Genomic DNA, 19,702 nt, shown 5'->3' on the forward strand with positions numbered 1-19,702 from the left:
TCCTGAAGGCACACCAGTGACGTACAGTATCGTCAGCGGCAATGACCAAGGCTGGTTTGAGATTGATGCCAACACCGGTGTCATCACCTTGACCCCAGCGGGCGTTGCGGCAGTGGCCAACGATTTTGAAGCCTTAGCCAACGTGCATAACCTTGTGGTCGGCGCCTCAGATGGCGTAAACACCACCAACATCGACGTCAAACTGACTGAGCTCGATGTCAATGAAGGCCCAGTCATCAACGATTACACAGATACCATCAATGATTCTATTGCTAACGGCACTACCGTATATAACGTTAATGATGCCAATACGTTAACTGACAAAGACATTGATGGAGACACGCTGACATACTCATTTATTCATTCAAATGGGTCTAGCAGCTTAATCAGTGAAGACGGTGCATTTATCATTAATGCCCAGACAGGTGTTATTTCTGTAAATGACACGACAAAAATTGATTATGATAATGGCAGTCAAATTCAACTAACTGTTAGCACTACAGATGGCAGTTTGTCTGATACAGCCTTAGTTACTTTCAACTTAAACAACGTTGATGCCAATGACGATATCCCTGGTTCATCGTATACCGTTACCACAGGTGCTAGCACAGGCTGGGCTATTCCACAGGCAAATGGCGTAAACAAAATGACCATATCAGCTCGTAATGCTGATGGTTCTATGGGTGTGGTTAATATTGAAAGTACCTCTGGTAAACTTGGTGTAGCGGGCTCACCTCGCCCAGCTGATCAAATTATTGGCCAAATAGAATACGATTCAGCTTCTGGTACATCAGAGTCTATCGTCATTGATTTTAATGGGTTAGTGAATCAAGCAACCTTTAGTGTTTCGAATATGTTTACCAATGAAAACGACGGTGAACAAGGCATTTGGAAGGCTTACTACAATGGCCAATTGGTGGCGAGTGAAACCTTTAAGACCCTTTCTGGCGACACTGGGACATTCACTATTAATACTGGCGATATCGTCTTTGACCAATTAGTGTTTGAAGCAACTAAAACCATTAGTGAAACCAATGGCGGACCTGCATTATCAGACTCTTCAGATTACTTCTTGACGAGTATTACTGCTGCTGGCCCAGCAATTATGGGGACCTACTTGGTGTCTGAAGATGGTGTGTTAACTATCAACAACGTCAATAATGGTCTATTAAACAACGACTCAGATGCACAAGGAAATACATTTGCATTAACCAATGTAAATGGTGCGGCAGTGACAGATGGGCAAGTCATTTTACTACCAAGCGGTGCATTATTAACCATTCATAGCGATGGTACTTATTCCTATGACACTAATAATTCATTTGAATCGTTAACAGCTGGTCAGCTTGCTACAGACACCTTTACCTACACTGTCACCGACCAGTACGGCGCCACAGATACTGCAACGGTTACAATTAACATCGTTGGAGAATCTGATTCTGGCACTGTTTATGACAAATACACAGGTAATCCAGGTAATGATGTCATCAAAGGAACCGTGAATAACGATATTATTGTCAGCGATCAGCAAGGCTTACAAATTGTTGCTGGCGAAAATTATAATATCGCGTTTATATTTGATACATCAGGCAGTATGTCTGGGGTTATCGCTGAAGCTAAAACTCAGCTCGAAGCCGTGTTTAACTCACTCGCCGATAGCGCAACGGGTTCGCACAGCGGTAAAGTCAACGTATTACTGACTAACTTTGCAACGGGTTCTAATTATTCCGTGTCTGTAAACATGGATGATCCTAACGCAGTCCAAACATTGCTAGCAGAACTTGCGAAAATGAGCGCTACCGGTACAACCAACTATGAAGCTGGTTTTGAGTCAGCTATTAATTGGTTTACGAGCAGTACCGTGCTCAATAATGTTGGACATAACATTTCTTACTTTATTACAGATGGTTCGCCAAATGCGCAAACAGTTGACACCAATACTTCAACAGTATTGATGAGTTACAATGTTGCCACCGGTAGCTATCTCACCTTAAGTAGCTTATTAAGTGCAAATAACTACTCTAAAGGCAAAGTTATCAGCATAGATGGTCAAGTTATTGTTAATGCGAGCGGCGCGGTGTATTCACCATACACTGGCGCAAAAATTGGGCAACTCAGTTTTAGCGGTAACAATGTAACAAGCTTTACAGACAGTGGAACAAACACAACCGCTCAGGCCCTACATGCATTTAATTTACTTGCTGCAGTGTCTGAAGTTGAAGCAATCAGTTTAGCCAGTGCTAACGGCAATACCACGGTAAATGAAGCCAATCTAAAACTATATGACACAGACGGTTACGTACGGGCATCAATCGATGTATCAAACTTATCCAGTGTGATTACAGGCTCTGAGACATTACAATCTCAAGGTGATGACAATACCAGTGGTAACCAAGGCGATGATATTATCTTTGGTGATATTGTTAGATTTAGCGGCTCTTCTGAACAAGGCTACGTTGCTCTGCAAAGTTACATTGCTGATAAAACAGGCCAAAATCCTGCCGACATTGATGTTCAAGCGGTACATGAATACATTCGTACGCACGTCAATGAATTCAACATCAACAACTTAAATGATGGCAATGACATTTTAGACGGTGGTGTTGGTAATGACATCTTATTTGGTCAAGGTGGCAACGATACCATCTATGGCGGCGAAGGTAATGATGTACTTATCGGTGGCTTAGGTAATGACACCTTAATCGGCGGTCTAGGTAATGACACCTTTGTATGGTCTAAAGGCGACAGTGGAACAGATACAATCAAAGATTTTGAAGTGAATAACGATACACTTCACATCAGTGATTTATTACAAAATGAACAGAATGGTAATCTTGATGATTACTTAGATTTCTCGTTCAGTAACGGTAATACCACTATCTCTATCGATGCCAATAAAGATGGCACTATTGACCAAGTCATTGTACTAGATGGTGTTGACCTGTCGCAGCAATATGGCGCAACAACCGATGGTGTGATTATCAACGGGTTGTTAAATGACGGTGCACTCATAGTCGATACACCGACCCAAAACCCTGCACCATCACCAGGAACCACACCACCTGATTTATACGATCAGTACAGTGGAAATATTATTCCTTAATAACAACACATTGTATGCGTCACATAGTATTATGTGACGCATACATGGTTATTTCTAACAATAAAAAATTAAGGACTCTTATTAGGTGCCTATAACTGCGTCTAAAACAAGCGAGCAGTGGACAATTTCTGCCTCACAACGTGTAACGGTTGATCCGCTACTCGATTGCTTAGTATTGCTAACAGAACACTTTGGTAGCCCTTGCTCTATTGACTCTTTGGCGGCTGGCTTACCACTCTCTGGTTCAGTTATTTCCCCAGAATTAGTTCCCCAGGCAGCGGCTAGAGCTGGCTTGTCTGCAAAGCTATCACGTAAAGATTTAAACCAAATCTCAGACATACTGTTACCGTGCATTTTGTTATTTAAAGATAAAAAAGCATGTGTATTAAGAGAAATCGATTTAGAGAATGACAAAGCACTTATCCAATTACCTGAAACAGGTGGTGAAGACACACTCACGCTTGAGGAGCTAGAGTCGTTATATGTTGGTTATCTGTTTCTAGTTAAGCAAGATTACCGGGGCGATAAAAGCTTCGATGTACACCTGCACGACAGCAGTACCCATTGGTTAATGCAGAGTATCAAAGACGCGGCCCCAATTTACCGAGATGCATTAATTGCATCAGTTCTTGTGAATTTATTTGCCCTAGTCTCACCACTGTTTATCATGAATGTCTACGATAAAGTGGTACCAAACTTAGCTTTCGATTCGCTTTGGGTATTAGCCATTGGAGCCAGCATTGCCTATTTATTTGATTTTATTATGCGTCAACTGCGCAGTTATTTAATCGATGTGGCAGGCAAAAAAGTCGACATCATTGTCTCATCAAAATTATTTGCCAAAGCAATTGGGATCCCCTTGTCAAAACGCTCACCAAGCGTTGGTGGTATGGCAAGGCAACTAGGTGAATTTGACAGTATTAGGGAATTTTTAACTTCAGCGACAATAACAGCATTAGTCGATCTCCCTTTTGCATTACTATTTATCGTGATTATCTACATTGTTGCGGGTGATTTGGCCATTATCCCTGTGCTAGGCGGTGTGATTATTATCGCTGTCACACTTTATCTGCAACCCAAACTAAAACAAGCAATAGAAGAAAGTAACCGGTTTTCAAGCTTAAAACACGGACACTTGATCGAAAGCCTAGCAGCGCTAGAATCAATCAAAGCCAATGGCGCCGAAGGACTAGTCCAAAAAAGTTGGCAACAAATGATTGGACACACTGCAAATTGGCAACTCAAAAGTAAAAAGTTGTCTAACCATGTGGCTCATGTTGCTAATTTCATGGTTCAAACAACAGTTGTTTTAGTTGTCATTCTTGGTGTTTATCGACTAGCAGACAACGAAATTTCAATGGGTGGGATTATTGCAGCCGTCATGTTGTCTAGCCGAGCAATTTCGCCAATGGCGCAACTAGCCGGACTAATATCGCGTGCTAACTACACCATGAGTTCTTTACGTCAACTAGACGCCATTATGGCAGAAGATGACGAATTTGAAGATAAAGGACACCTAGTAAGCAAAGAGCGAATTATGGGTAAAATTGAAGCCGACAACATCAGTTTCAGCTTTCCTGGCAGTGAAAAACCCAGCCTACATCCGCTCTCGCTTCGCATCAAACCTGGTGAGCGTATTGCCATTATTGGCCGCAATGGCTCAGGAAAAAGCACCCTAGCCAAGTTATTAATTGGTTTATATAAACCAACCCAGGGCAGCTTACGTTATGACGGATTAGACTCAGGACAAATTCATCCAAGCGATTTAAGACGAAATTTTGGCTACTTACCTCAGGACGTCACCCTGTTCCATGGTTCAATCCGCGACAATATTTTATTTGGTTCTCGCCAAGTCACAGAACATCAACTAATGAGAGCGATTCAGCTATCGGGGGTTAATATGTTCACCGACTTAGAAGCCGAAGGTCTCGATCAACAAGTTGGTGAAGGCGGTTTATCACTAAGCCGTGGACAACGGCAAACAGTCGCATTAGCAAGAGCCACACTCAATGATCCGCCTATTTTGCTAATGGATGAACCCACTGCAAGTTTAGACGCACGAGCCGAAAAACAATTTATTCGCTCAATGCAACTGGTTAGCCGCGACAGAACCCTATTACTCATAACACATAAAATGCATCTGCTTAATCTTGTTGATCGCATCATCGTATTAGATAGGGGGCATATTATGGCCGATGGCCCTAAAGATGAAGTGCTTGCTCTGCTCAACTCCGGCACAATGGCAGGAGAGCAAACACCATGAGCAAACATTTAACCGCTGAAGACTTAGAAATGGTCGATGACGTATACGGGGCAATCATGACCGATGCTCCAACAGGACATCGGCTCATTATATGGTCACTTGCTGCCATGGTACTGTGCTTTATTATTTGGTCTTACTTTTCAGAATTAGACCAAGTCACAACCGGTATGGGCAAAGTCATTCCTTCATCGCAATTGCAAGTGATACAAAGCCTAGATGGCGGTATATTACAAGAAATTTATGTTCAAGAGGGTGTCATCGTCACCAAAGGACAACCATTAGCTCGCATCGATGACACTCGATTCAGATCTGATTTTGGCCAACAAGAACAAGAAGTTTTTGGCTTACAAAGCAATATTATTCGTATGCGCGCTGAATTAGACAGCATTGTAATTTCTGACATGTCGTCTGACTGGCGTCAACAGGTGAAAATTACCAAGCAGGATTTAGTTTTCCCGGGTGAGACAATCGAAGCAGAACCAGAACTCGTTAAACGCCAAAAAGAAGAGTATTCGCTTCGTTTAGACAACCTAAACAATCAACTCGAAATATTTGTTCGACAAATTCAACAACGTCAGCAAGAAATAGAAGAGCTAGCATCAAAAATTAGTACTTTAACAACAAGTTTTCAATTTGTAAGCCGTGAACTTGAACTCACACGCCCACTCGCCCGTAAAGGCATTGTGCCCGAAGTTGAATTGCTAAAACTTGAAAGAACAGTTAATGATATACAGGGTGAACTCCAATCATTACGGTTATTGCGACCTAAAGTGAAAGCAACAATGGACGAAGCAATTTTAAAACGTCGTGATGCTGTGTTTGCTTATACCACCGACTTACGTGCGCAGTTAAACGAACTGCAAACAAAATTGTCACGCATGAACCAGGCCCAAATTGGTGCATTTGATAAAGTCAGTAGAGCCGTCATAACCTCACCTGTAGTGGGTACAATTAAAAAAATCTACTTTAATACTTTAGGTGGAGTTGTGCAGCCAGGTGAACAAATCATTGAGATTGTTCCATCAGAAGATAAACTACTGATAGAAACTAAAATTACACCAAAAGATATTGCGTTTTTACACCCAGGTTTACCCGCTATAGTTAAAGTAACAGCTTATGACTTTACTCGTTATGGTGGATTAAAAGGAACGGTTGAACACATAAGTGCCGATACATCTCAAGATGAAGAAGGCAACAGTTTTTACATTATTAAAGTAAGAACAGAACAATCGAGTTTACTAAAAGACGATGGCACAGAGATGCCAATAATTCCTGGAATGCTCACATCAGTGGACGTTATCACAGGGAAAAAATCAATACTTGAGTACATTTTAAATCCAATTTTAAGAGCGAAAGACACCGCCCTTAGAGAGCGCTAAGAAGAACCAGGAGGGTTTTAAATGAGCACGACTATAAATCTGCACGCAAAGATCAGTGCCGTTGCACTCGCTTTGTCTGTGCTGATGGCACCAGCAGCCTCAAGCCAATCGCTTGAGCAGGCGGTTGCACACACACTAGACACAAATCCAGATTTACGGATTGCCTTTAACCGTTTTAAAGCACGTGAAGAACAGGTTAACCAAGCAACCGCTGGTTACATGCCAACAGTGGATGTCTCAGCAGGGTATGGCTGGGAGCAGACAGATAGCCCATCAACTCGTCGTAAAGCAGGTCAAGGCGACGTGGATGGTGATGGCGTAATCGACTTAAATCGCGGCGAAGCTGGCTTTAGTATTAAGCAAATGTTGTTTGATGGTTTTTATACCAGCAGCGAAGTTGATCGCTATTCCTATGAAGCAACAGCCGATCAATGGGCATTATTTGCAGCAGCAGAAGACATGGCATTAGAAGTATCTAAAGTGTATTTAGACTACATCCGTAGCCAGCAAGTATTAACGCTCTCAGAAAAGAACCTTGAAAGCCACAAAGCGATTTTTGATCAAATCAAAGAACGAACAGATTCAGGGCTAGGTTCAGTTGCTGATTTGTCGCAAATCACTGGTCGTTTGGCACGCGCAAACGCTAATGTGGTTTCAGCAAAAAATAATCTCGAAGATGCCAGAGCTGCATTTATTCGAATTGTTGAGTCAGAACCTGAAAACCTCATTCTGCCAGTACCCGACGCCGATATGCTTCCAGAAAGCCTAAATAAAGGTGTGATGCTAGCCAAAGAAAATCACCCTATTTTAAAGTCTGCTGAAGGTGATATAAACGCTGCAAAAAATGAGCGTAACTCAGCTAAAGCCAATTATTTCCCACAATTAAGTTTAGAACTTAATGGTAACTGGAATAATGACGTTGATGGTGAAGACGGTTACAGCGCATTGAGCAGCCAAAATGTGAGTGGGCACAGCAATGACCTAGTCGCAATGGTGCGCGTTAAATATAACTTATTCTCAGGCGGAAAAGATTTAGCACGCGACAGAGAAACAGCGTACAAAATCAATGAAGCAAAAGAAATTCAACAACGTGCATACCGTCAAGTGGTTGAAGGTATTTCGTTAGCTTGGAATGCCTTTGAAATGCTAGCGCCACAAAAGCAATATATTCGCGAGCACGTTATAGCGGCCAAACAGACTCAAGTTGCATATGTTCAACAATTCAATTTAGGGCAACGTACACTGCTTGATTTACTCGACACTGAAAACGAGTTATTTGAAGCACGTAAAGATTACCTACAAACAGAATATGATGAAATTGCAGCACGCTATAGAGTGTTAAATGCAACCGGCAGTTTACTTGACTCACTCAGAGTGACACGACCAGAAGAATGGCGTGGTGAACGTACTTATGAGGGAGGAGTTCAATAATGAAATACTTAATGATTCTACTCGCGATGTTGACTGCCACTGGCTGTTCAATGAATGATATTGTCGAGCTCGATAAACCAACAGAACAAAAATTTGACCTAACCGACATGGACCAAGACGGCGTAATCACAGCTCGTGAAAATTGCGCAGGAACCATTTTAGGCGCTGAGGTTGACAACTATGGCTGCGGGCAAGTTAGCGATATAAATAACACTCAAGAACTGAAAATTTTATTTGCAAATAACTCTGATGTTATTGAACAAGAGTATTACAGTCAAATAGAAAAAGTTGCAAAAATCTTAAAGAAATACCCAGAGACAAAAGTCGTTATTGAAGGTCACACTAGCCTAAGAGGCAGTTATGAACTCAATTTAGCACTATCTCAAAAGCGAGCCAAAGCCGTAATAGATGTCCTTGAAAATACATTTGAAATTGGTGAAGACAGAATGTCAGCTGTTGGATATAGTTTTGATAAACCGATTGATACCAGTGGCACTCCCGAAGGCGAAGTCCGTAATAGACGTGTTATCGCAACAGTAACCGGCGAAGATACAATGTCAAAGATGAGATGGACTATCTATACTGTTGACGATGTGGATGAATAATCGTTAAACAGGATAAAGACCATTGAGTCGTAAAGGCAACTATGTCAACGCATGGTTTTATAAAAGGGTCTGTCGCAGCATTGTTGTGGCATTGGCCCTTTTAGTTTCATGCTTGTTTGCCGCGCCGACACAACAACTCAATAAGCAACAAGTGGTGTCAGCATTATCGAAACGCTACGGCGAAAGAGCGGCTTTAAGAGCCAATGCCTGGTTTAACATTATTGATGAGGCACAGCAACTCAGTGATATAGATAAATTAAACAAAGTGAACAACTTCTTTAATTTATTTAGGTTTATCGACGATAAAATACTTTGGGGCGACTCAAACTATTGGGCATCACCCATGGAGTTTATTGGGGTTAATGGTGGTGATTGTGAAGATTTTTCTATCGCAAAATACTTTACCCTACTGCAACTTGGCGTAAATGAAGATAAGTTGCGGATAACCATGGTTAAGGCGACCACGTTAAACCAATATCACATGGTATTAGCCTATTATGAACAGCCTAACGCAATACCCTTAGTACTAGATAATTTAGATAAAGCCATTAAACCTGCAACGCAAAGAAGAGATCTTCTCCCTGTATACAGCTTTAACGGTAAACAGCTGTGGTTAAACAAAGAAAAAGGTCGAGGTGTATTAGCTGGCTCATCATCACGCCTTGAGAAATGGACTGACCTTAAACTTAGATTAGGTGTAGACCGCTTACGCCAACCGAAACTCAAAATGGAGTAGTGACAACATGACACTGTTTAGGCAGATCTATGCGTTACTTTTTGCACTTTTTTTATTAACGATTGCAAGTGTCGCTTACGTTCAATTCTCAGAAACACAAAGCTTTTTAACCAAACAGATGGAGTCTGACCTTAACAATGCCAGCAACTCATTGGGATTAATGCTCACACCTGTACTAGAGTCTGGAGATACAGCCGGAGCAGAAACTTTAGTAAATGTGATTTTTGAAGGTGGCTATTATCAGCAAATCAAACTCACGTGGTTAGTCGATGGCAAACAACAAGTTTGGAATAACCCTGTTAAAGTCAACAACGTCCCACAATGGTTCATTAACCTTAACTTATTTAAAAGTATCAACAAACAAACCACTATAACTTCTGGCTGGCTTCAAATTGCCACTCTAGAGATCACAGCTCATCCAGGGTTTGGTTACCAAGAACTGTGGCGCATTATCACCAATATTATTATTTTATTTTCTATCTTGTTCTTAATTGCAATTGTATTTGCAAGAGTGGGACTAAGCTGGATTTTAAAACCATTAAACACATTATCAGTACATGCAAAACAAATTGCAGATCGCCAATTTGGTCCTGATATGCCAACGCCCAAAACCCAAGAGCTCAAAGAACTGGTCAACGCATTTAATAGTATGTCTGCTCAGCTAAAGCAGGTGTTTAGCTCATTAGATGAAGAAGTATCTGCATTACGGAAAAAGAACCTTGTCGACCAAGTATCAGGACTGCCTAACCGGCAGTACATGGTCAGCCGCATTAACGGTTGGCTAAGCGAACCCAGCACAGGTGCGCTTTATTTGGTCAAAATGGACTGGTTAGAAGACGTACACAGTAAATATGGATTCCAGGTACGAGATGAAACCATTCGTATCCTCTCAGAAAAATTGCAATATCATCAGGATGAAATTGCTCACTCCGTAATCGCCCGTATAGCCGCCTATGAATTTGCGTTTTTAGTAGAAGACTGTGAACACGACCAACTCACTAAGTACTTACAAAGCCTCATACGCACGATAAATAAAGAAATATCAAAAGCAGGCTGCAAACCTAACGAGCAGTTTAATATCGGTGTGGCCGAACGTTTAGGGCAAATGACAGTATCAGATATGATGGCACAGGCAGATAATGCATTACAGCAATCAATCAAAGATGCCAAAGTATTCCATTGGTTTGAAAATACCCAGCAGCAACTATTTACACGTGAAGAGTGGCGGACAAACTTAGGCTATGCGATTCAGAATAAAAAGTTTGAGTTCCGCTGGCAGCCAATTCAATTAAGCGCCAAAGATGAAGTCTGCCAGCGCGAATTATATTGTCAGTTAAAAATCGCCAATACTACACTTCATGCTGGCCAATTTATGCCTTATGTTGAATTATTGTCTCTGGGAACCATGCTCGATCGGTGCCTAATAGAGACAGTAAATGAATGCAGATTACTTGAGCGTAATTACGAAAGAGTCGCGATTAACTTAACCAATCAAAGTATCAGCGATATTGAATTCCACACATGGTTAAAGCAGTTTTTACGCGCAAATAAATATCCTGAACGGATTTGCTTTGAAATCCCAGAAGCGAGCGTATACAGCGATTTAGAAGCCTGTGAAAACTTATGTAAAGTCATTCGAGACAGTGGCGCGCACTTTGGTATTGATCACTTTGGTCGCCAATTTGGCTCAATGGCTTATTTACAAAGCTTAAGACCACACTACGTCAAGCTAGACCAATCTTTTGCTTACATTGAAGACAACCAACATAACAGTGAGTTGTGCCGAGCATTAGTAAACGTAGCCAAAGGCTTAGACATCCAGGTGATTGTGACGGGTATTCAAGAAAAACAACAGCTCAGCCGCTTTACAGAACTCAGAGTCGATGCCTACCAAGGTTTTATCTCGCCGCCTGTTAATGTAAAGCTATAGGCCGAGCGACAGAATCTACCAACAAACCACTCTTCGGAGTGGTTTTTTATCGCTTTGAATTCATGCTTGTATGATTTTTTATTGTGAAAAACAAACCTCGCACCAACTGTATAATACTCCCCCCATTAGCACCAAACACTAAGCCACGAGAGTGATACCAATTCCAGCAATTATCTGGTCATTCAGCGGGAATTCTGTGTCTTCTAGGCAATTATACCATTCCGCGTTAGCAAGTGATCTCTCAGCGAGAATTTAAAAGGGCTTAAACAAGGCGAATGACTGAATGAATAGTTATTCTCTTTCGAAGTCATGCAACGCAGTATAAGCCCTTTTAAAACTCGCCTGAAAGGAATGCCCCAGCGGCTTTTGCTCTGCGTTCTCGCTATTTGAAAGGGAACAACCATTACTACATAGCGACGCCTTAATCAAAAACCGCTGGACGCATTCTGAGTGGTCACTTATTAATGCGGAATGGTATTAATAGGATTGCAGGCATAGTTGCTCTCGACAACTGCTCCTGCGTTGTTCTACCTCCTGCGTCCATGTAGTCGTCGACAACTGCTCCTGCGTTGTTCTACCTCCTGCATCCATGCAGTCGTACGTCAAAATGCTATTAAGCAGTATAGAAGGCACAGAAACCCGCCTTGTAGGAGGCACTCATACTTTCCATTTCTTTGTTGCATCGCCTTAAAAGGGAATAACCATTCTTTCAACAATGCGCCTCAAACTGAAAAGTCTGAGCGGCTCTGATTGGTCACATAATTAATGGAAATGGTATTATACCGCGATGGGAGATAGGTATGAAAAGACAAGCATTGAAATGAAAACCTGAAAACAAAAAAGCCACTCAGTTGAGTGGCTTTTTTGTTAAATTGGTCGGTGATAGAGGATTCGAACCTCTGACCCTCTGCTCCCAAAGCAGATGCGCTACCGGGCTGCGCTAATCACCGTAAATCTTGTTTAGTATTTGAGGCTTATTGAGGGTCACCCTCTGCTCCGCTCTTTTCCAAAAGCTGTGATACGCTACCAAACTGCGCTAATCACAGAAAATCTTGTTTAGTATTTAAAGTGGTCGGTGATAGAGGATTCGAACCTCTGACCCTCTGCTCCCAAAGCAGATGCGCTACCGGGCTGCGCTAATCACCGAAAATCTTGTTTAGTATTTGAGGCTTATTGAGGGTCACCCTCTGCTCCGCTCTTTTCCAAAAGCTGTGATACGCTACCAAACTGCGCTAATCACCGAAAATCTTGTTTAGTATTTGAGGCTTATTGAGGGTCACCCTCTGCTCCGCTCTTTTCCAAAAGCTGTGATACGCTACCAAACTGCGATAATCACCGAAAATCTATAAATTGAATGGGGTGACTGATGGGGCTCGAACCCACGACAACCGGAATCACAATCCGGGACTCTACCAACTGAGCTACAATCACCACTGCTATTCAATTTTACTAACCATCTACGACAGAAACCATACTTGCCGAATGGTGCGCCCAGAAGGATTCGAACCTTCGGCCTTACCCTCCGGAGGGGTACGCTCTATCCAGCTGAGCTATGGGCGCTCGCCTTGGTTAGCGACGCATATAGTAGGGATAAAACACTCTCACGTCTAGCCCTGATTTGCTTTTTTTAACTGACTGATTAACTTTTGACTCATTTGTACGAACTATTTGCGCATTTTTATCTAAATATACCAATTATTAACTTTATACTGACATTAATTTCGCTTGGATCACATTTGTATTTATGGTAATTATAATGATTGTTCAAAAATATTTGTTCGCTTTTTTAATAGGATAACGCTAGCTCGGGATATGGATACCAATTTAAGTCTCTCAACAACATCTCCTAGAGTCGAGCACCTACAAAAAAGGATTGCGCGATTAAAGCGGTTGGCTAAAAAATATAAGCGCTCTGAAATTATTCAAAATGCCTTATTGGGGATCTCCAATATTGCGACCCAAGTGACATCATTAGATGATTTTTACCGACGGGTTCACTTACATCTTCAACAACTTATTCCTGCAGAAAACTTCTTTATCGCATCAAGAGACCTTAAAACAGGATTAACCAGCTTACCATTTTTTGCCGATCAACAAGATTCACACCCTACAGAACTGTACCCAGACCAGGAAATATCTGCATTACTCAATAGTGGTTTAACCGGCTATGTACTACGAAACGGTGAGCCTTTATTGTGTGACGACAATAAGTTTAACGAGCTCATCGCCAGTGGCGATATCAAAAGTTTAGGTTCACCTAGCCATCAATGGCTTGGTGTTCCCATTAAAAATCAAGACGTAGTCAGTGGTGTATTAGTTGTTCAAAGTTACAATGAAGCAAACACTTATGGTGATCTAGAACTCGAGCTCATGGGGTTCATATGCCATCACATTTCAGGTGTAATGGAACGACTTGAGCACCATGAACAATTAGAACAAGCCATTATTGAACGCACCAAAGAACTCAGCCAAGCATACGACAAAGTCAGCATCGAAGTACAAGAGCGAGTAAAAGCTGAAAAACTGCAAAAAACCTTATTTGAAATAGCAGACTTATCAGCTTCTAATGTGCCTCAGCAACATTTTTATTCACGACTACATGCAATTCTCAGTCAATTAATACCTGCACATAACTGTTTTATTTCATTAATTGATGACAATAACATGTTGTCTTTCCCATTTTATGTTTCGCAAATGGCGGCTGAATATCCGGCATCTCGCCCTATGCAAGATGGCTTAACTGAATACATATTACGCCACAAACAGCCACGATTATTGTCAGCAAAAGATATCGCTAACATGGTCACAATGGGCGACATCTATTCTAAATCACCAGAACTAAACAAAACCCAAAGAATGCATCAATGGATTGGCATTCCATTGTTAATCAATGGTGATGTAGCAGGTGCATTAACCATTTACAGCCTTGATGATGAACACATCTACCAAGTAAAAGATTTAGAATTGTTGACCTTTGTTTCACAACACATTGCCAATGCGATTGAACGTAAACAAGCCGTTGAGTCACTAAAGAAAAGTTATGAGCTACTCGAAGATAAAGTCATTGAACGGACTCGGGCACTAGCCGAACTCAATAGTAACTTACAACAAGAAATACAACAGCGCCGTAAAATTGAAGATCAACTAGTACACGATGCACAGCACGATGGGCTAACGGGTTTACCTAATCGCAGTTTTTTAATGGAACGTTTGTCACAAGCGTTAAAGCATTTACGTCGCCATGGTTTAGACCAATTTGCACTGCTATTTATTGATTTAGACCGCTTTAAACTCATAAACGATTCCTTTGGGCATTTAGAAGGTGATCGCTTCTTAATCGAAACCGCACTGAGATTAAAATCTTGTGTACGCGAAAATGACACACTAGCAAGAATGGGTGGAGATGAGTTCGTTATTTTGCTGGATTCAATTAGCTCAACTCAAGATGCTGTCGACGTAAGCGAACGAATTTTACAATCTTTATCAATGCCATACCACTTAGCTAACCAAGAGTTTATCTCTGGTGCAAGCATCGGTATTGCATTTAGTGGTCGTAATAAACTGGTCACCAGCGAATCAATACTGCGTGATGCTGATGCGGCCATGTATCAAGCAAAGGCAAACGGTAAAGGTTGCTATGTCATCTTTGATGATCACCTCAGTGCCCAATCTAAAGAACAACACGAACTCGAAATCGACTTCAAACAGGCGTTAGAACAGCAACAATTTGATATTCATTATGTTGAAGTCGTCGATTTTACCAGCGGAGAAATCATTGCCATTGAACCCCAAGTAGAATGGCAACATCCTGGACAAGGAATCATTGAGCACGCAAAAATGAAACGTTTAGCGGCACAATATCAACTTACGCTTAATTTAGATGGCTATATTTTCACACATTTAAGTAATCAATATCATTGGCTAAAACAGCAGTATCATAAAGATGTCACGCTACATTTATCGATTAGTAGCCAGCACATTAAAAACAAGTTTGTGTTACGCAATCTAAAAAACACCATTAAAAAAAGCAACATCGAATACAAGCATCTAATGTTGTTTTTTAACGAAAAATGCTTAGTTCAAGATACCGAAAACCACATCAATGGTTTCGATGTCATCAGTCAATTAGGGGTTCAAATTGGTATTGATGGCTATGGAACAGGATACAGCTCATTAAGCTGCCTCAGCTTTTTGCCCATAAAAGCATTAAAACTCGATATAGACATCAGTAAACATTTACTCAATGACAAGCAATTACAATTGGTAAAAGCCTACCAGCTGATCGCGCAAACCCTTAATTTTGACATGTATGCCACAACAGTCGACACACAACAACAAGTACGGCAGTTTTTAGAACTCGGGTATGTTCGCGGCCAAGGCAGAGCGATAAGTAAGTTATTTAACGAAAAAAAAAACGCCATAAACCCTGTGCTTAACCACTAAACTATTTTTTAAACATATCACGCAAGTTAGCAATATGGCTCCTGCCGGTTTCAACACGTTGCTGCTCTGTTTGTGCGGGTTTACGGTTTTCCCAAATTAAATCATCTTGGGGTAACTCAAGTAAAAAGCGGCTTGGTTCGCAGCGCATGGTTTCACCAAATTGACGACGCTCTCGACATATCACAAACCACAACTCGCGCTGCGCCCGGGTAATGCCTACATAAGCTAAACGCCTTTCCTCATCAACGTTATCTTCATCAATACTTGATTGATGCGGCAAAATCCGTTCTTCTACCCCCACCATAAACACAAACGGAAACTCAAGCCCTTTAGAAGCATGCAAAGTCATTAACTGCACCTGATCGCCGCCCTCATCTTCACTATTACGCTCCATCATGTCTCGAAGAGTTAACCGCGTCACTACCTCAGGCAATGTCATGGCTTCGTCGAGCTCATCACCCTCAAGCATTTCGGTGACCCAGCGGTACAGCTCAGAGATATTCTTCATACGCATTTCTGCCGCTTTGGCACTGGTGCTGGTTTCGTATAAATAATCTTCATAATTAATTTTACGAATAAGCTGCTTAATCGCTTCTACCGGCTCACCTCGTGTGGCAAGCTCACCCGTATCAACAATAAATTGACCGAATTGATAAAGGGAATTGACCGCTGCTGGCGCTAAATGATGATTTAGCTCCACATCAAAAATAGCCTCAAACAATGAGATATGTTTTTGATTAGCAAAATTACCCAATCGCTCAAGGGTTGCAGGGCCAATACCGCGTTTAGGTAAATTCACTACGCGCAAAAAAGCATTATCGTCGTCAGGATTCACCACTAAGCGTAAGTACGCCATAATGTCTTTAATTTCTGCCCGAGCAAAAAATGATGTACCACCACTTAATTTGTAAGGAATTCGGTTGGTCATTAGAGCGCGTTCGAGTAAACGCGACTGATGGTTGCCCCGGTACAAAATGGCATAGTCACCAAATTGGGTGCGGCCAACAAACTTGTGGCGAATAATTTCGGCCACCACTCGTTCAGCCTCCTGCTCCTCGTTAGCGGCAATTAACACTCTCAGTGGTTCACCATAGGCAAGTTCGCTAAATAATGTCTTGTCATAAACGTGAGGGTTATTGGCTATCAATATATTAGCAGCACGTAAAATACGCTGGCTCGAACGATAATTTTGTTCCAGCTTAATCAGCTTTAATTTAGGAAAGTCTTTACCAAGTAACACTAAGTTTTGCGGTTTAGCGCCACGCCACGAATAAATTGACTGATCGTCATCGCCCACCACGGTAAACCGAGCGCGTTCGCCCACTAACAGTTTGACTAACTCATACTGGCTGGTGTTGGTGTCTTGATATTCATCCACCAGCAAATATTGAATACGGGTTTGCCAACGGGTGCGCACCTCCTCGTTCATGCGCAGTAATAAGGTCGGTATTAAAATGAGATCGTCAAAATCAAGCGCATTGTAGGCTTTCATGTGCTGCGCATAACGCTGATATAACATAGCAAACAATTGGCTCTGTTCATCTTTTGCCATACTGCGCGCTTGCTGAGGGATGATTAAACCGCCTTTCCAATTTGAAATCGCCGAGGCCAAGGCTTTAATGAGGTCTTTGTCTTCGTCTAACTCATCTTGAGTCAGCTCTTTTAATAATGCAAAAGTGTCCTGATCATCAAATAATGAAAAGCCCGCTTTAAGGCCTAAGACTTTATGTTCACGCTTAATAATTTCTAACCCTAAGGTGTGAAAGGTTGAAATCCACAAGCCACGCGCTTCTTTACGCCCCATAGACTGCGCCACACGCTCTTTCATTTCCCGTGCGGCTTTGTTAGTAAACGTCACAGCTGCAATGTTACGAGCTTTGTAACCGCACTTTTCGACCAGGTAAGCAATTTTATTAATGATCACACGCGTTTTACCGCTGCCAGCACCCGCAAGCACTAAGCACGGACCCGAGACATAATGTACGGCTTCATTTTGCCCTGGATTGAGTTTCATTAATCACACTACCTTACTAAACGTAAACGAAGGCGGATCATAGCAGAATCACCGAGGACAATTAACGAAAAATTACAGTTAGGTTTTGGAAAAACGCTCACCTCGGTTACAATTAGCTCAATATATCAGTAGGGGATCATGATGATAAATCCAAAGAAAATTGAAGAGCTTGCAAAACAACTCAGTGACAATTTACCAAGCGGTGTAAAACAGTTTGCTGGCGAGTTTGAAGAACGTAGCAAACAGTTACTACAAAACCAACTGATGAAACTCGATGTAGTATCGCGTGAAGAATTTGAAGTACAACAACATGTGTTACTTAAAACCCGTGAAAAGCTAGAAGCATTGCAAGCGCAAGTTAACGAGATTGAAAAAAAGCTCGCTGAATAATCAAGCTCAAGCAGACCCATTATTCAATAAAAAATGACGCCAAGCGGCGTCATTTTGTTTTACTACATCGCTTTTATTAAACCGGTTAGCTAAGCGACTCTTGTAACGCGCGTAAGCACAAAGCCACATTTTCACGACGAGCACCAAAGCCCATTAAGCCGATACGCCACGCTTTACCTGCTAACGCACCTAAGCCTGCACCTATCTCAAGGTTATACTCTTCTAGTAAGTGCTTACGCACTTGCGCATCGTCGACCCCTTGAGGAATATAAACCGCATTTAATTGTGGCAACCTTGACGCTTCATCTACCACAAACTTGAGCCCTAACTGAGTTAACCCATCACGCAATAACAAATGCATTTTACGGTGTCTTGCCCAAGCATTTTCTAAGCCTTCATTGGCCAGCAAACGCAGTGATTCATGTAATGCATATAATGCATTAACGGGTGCCGTATGGTGATAACTGCGCTTAGCACCACTTTGATTGCCCCAATAGCCCATCACTAGAGTTTGATCTAAAAACCAGCTTTGTACTGGCGTAGTACGGGCTTTAAGCTTAGCAACCGCTTTAGGCGAGAAAGACACTGGCGATAAACCCGGCACGCATGAAAGGCATTTTTGGCTACCAGAATAAATCGCGTCAATGCCCCACTCATCGACTAGCAGCTCAACACCACCTAATGATGTTACCGCATCGACAATACTGATACAGTCATGTAGCTGCGCTAGCGTACATAAGGTTTTGGCGTCAGATAACGCTCCAGTTGAGGTTTCTGCATGCACAAAGGCTAAAAACTTAGCATCGGGATGTGCCACAAGGGCGGCTTCTACTTTATCAGGGCATACTGGCTCGCCCCATTCATTATCGACCACCACGGCAACACCGCCTACACGCTCAACATTTTGGCGCATGCGTTCACCAAACACCCCATTGCGGCAAACAATTACTTTTTCTCCGGGCTCGACCAAGTTAACAAAGCAGGTTTCCATGCCTGCACTCCCAGGTGCCGACACGGCTAAGGTCATTTCATTTTTAGTTTGAAAGGCATATTGGATCAGGCTTTTTAGTTCATCCATCATGCCAACAAATAACGGATCTAGGTGGCCAATGGTTGGGCGAGATTGCGCGGCAAGCACTTCTGGATACACATCAGATGGGCCGGGGCCCATTAGGGTACGGCGCGGTGGCATAAAAGCTGGAATAGTTGGCACGGGTAACATCAATGTCTCCTTAAAATGAGGTCGTATGCGCCTGTGCATTGCACAAGCGCATGGAAAAATTTACCCTACATATAAGCAATCCATCACAATGATATAACGCCACTACGGCATCACACCTTGGTGGTATTAGAAATCACCTACGAATATATTTTCGTTTTAGGCGCACTGACAATATCACACTGAGAA

Annotated in this window: 11 protein-coding genes and 4 tRNA genes; 9 read left to right on the forward strand and 6 right to left on the reverse strand. The window is 42.0% G+C overall.

Translation table 11 applies throughout. The features are described from left to right. From L2703_RS00005 to L2703_RS00035, 7 genes are all read left to right on the forward strand, one after another. A partial coding sequence (locus L2703_RS00005) for a type I secretion C-terminal target domain-containing protein (protein ID WP_248969113.1) occupies positions 1-3,103 on the forward strand: 3,103 nt, incomplete at its 5' end. 85 nt (positions 3,104-3,188) lie between these two features. Then, a complete protein-coding gene (locus tag L2703_RS00010; protein ID WP_248969114.1) occupies positions 3,189-5,366 on the forward strand; it encodes a type I secretion system permease/ATPase in 2,178 nt (725 codons plus the stop codon). Then, a complete protein-coding gene (locus L2703_RS00015) occupies positions 5,363-6,745 on the forward strand; it encodes an HlyD family type I secretion periplasmic adaptor subunit (RefSeq protein ID WP_248969115.1) in 1,383 nt (460 codons plus the stop codon). The genes L2703_RS00010 and L2703_RS00015 overlap by 4 nt, the downstream gene beginning before the upstream one ends. A gap of 84 nt (positions 6,746-6,829) precedes the next feature. After that, entirely contained in the window at positions 6,830-8,176 is a 1,347-nt protein-coding gene (locus L2703_RS00020; protein WP_418359022.1) for a TolC family outer membrane protein, read from the forward strand. Further along, positions 8,176-8,781 carry an OmpA family protein gene (locus L2703_RS00025; protein ID WP_248969117.1) on the forward strand — a complete coding sequence of 202 codons (606 nt, stop codon included), beginning with the start codon at positions 8,176-8,178 and terminating at the stop codon, positions 8,779-8,781. Before L2703_RS00020 ends, L2703_RS00025 begins: the two co-directional genes overlap by 1 nt. Positions 8,782-8,866: 85 nt before the next feature. Continuing rightward, entirely contained in the window at positions 8,867-9,517 is a 651-nt protein-coding gene (locus L2703_RS00030; protein WP_418359023.1) for a transglutaminase-like cysteine peptidase, read from the forward strand. 7 nt (positions 9,518-9,524) lie between these two features. Further along, complete coding sequence (locus tag L2703_RS00035) at positions 9,525-11,447, forward strand: bifunctional diguanylate cyclase/phosphodiesterase (protein ID WP_248969119.1); 1,923 nt, start codon at positions 9,525-9,527, stop codon at positions 11,445-11,447. An 873-nt stretch (positions 11,448-12,320) separates the two neighbouring features. Here the strand turns inward: L2703_RS00035 and L2703_RS00040 are convergent. The 4 genes from L2703_RS00040 to L2703_RS00055 form a co-directional block, all read right to left on the reverse strand. Continuing rightward, positions 12,321-12,397: transfer RNA gene (locus L2703_RS00040), tRNA-Pro, on the reverse strand. A gap of 119 nt (positions 12,398-12,516) precedes the next feature. Further along, positions 12,517-12,593: transfer RNA gene (locus tag L2703_RS00045), tRNA-Pro, on the reverse strand. A gap of 209 nt (positions 12,594-12,802) precedes the next feature. Further along, a tRNA-His gene (locus tag L2703_RS00050) sits at positions 12,803-12,878 on the reverse strand. Positions 12,879-12,930: 52 nt separating this feature from the next. Continuing rightward, positions 12,931-13,007 (reverse strand) — tRNA-Arg (locus L2703_RS00055). A 252-nt stretch (positions 13,008-13,259) separates the two neighbouring features. Between L2703_RS00055 and L2703_RS00060 the strand changes: the two genes are divergently transcribed. Continuing rightward, positions 13,260-15,890, forward strand: coding sequence for a diguanylate cyclase domain-containing protein (locus tag L2703_RS00060; RefSeq protein ID WP_248969120.1), 2,631 nt, complete (start codon positions 13,260-13,262; stop codon positions 15,888-15,890). 1 nt (position 15,891) lies between these two features. Here the strand turns inward: L2703_RS00060 and rep are convergent, their stop codons facing one another. Continuing rightward, entirely contained in the window at positions 15,892-17,904 is a 2,013-nt protein-coding gene (gene rep, locus L2703_RS00065) for a DNA helicase Rep (RefSeq protein ID WP_248969121.1), read from the reverse strand. Positions 17,905-18,045: 141 nt separating this feature from the next. On the opposite strand from rep, the gene ubiK reads away from it, so the two are divergent. Beyond that, entirely contained in the window at positions 18,046-18,294 is a 249-nt protein-coding gene (gene ubiK, locus L2703_RS00070) for a ubiquinone biosynthesis accessory factor UbiK (protein WP_248969440.1), read from the forward strand. An 85-nt stretch (positions 18,295-18,379) separates the two neighbouring features. Here ubiK and L2703_RS00075 read toward each other — a convergent pair whose 3' ends face one another. After that, a complete protein-coding gene (locus L2703_RS00075; RefSeq protein ID WP_248969122.1) occupies positions 18,380-19,516 on the reverse strand; it encodes a pyridoxal-phosphate-dependent aminotransferase family protein in 1,137 nt (378 codons plus the stop codon). Between the last annotated feature and the right edge of the window lie 186 nt (positions 19,517-19,702).

This window comes from Shewanella basaltis (assembly GCF_023283885.1).
In the GTDB taxonomy this organism is placed as follows: domain Bacteria; phylum Pseudomonadota; class Gammaproteobacteria; order Enterobacterales; family Shewanellaceae; genus Shewanella; species Shewanella basaltis.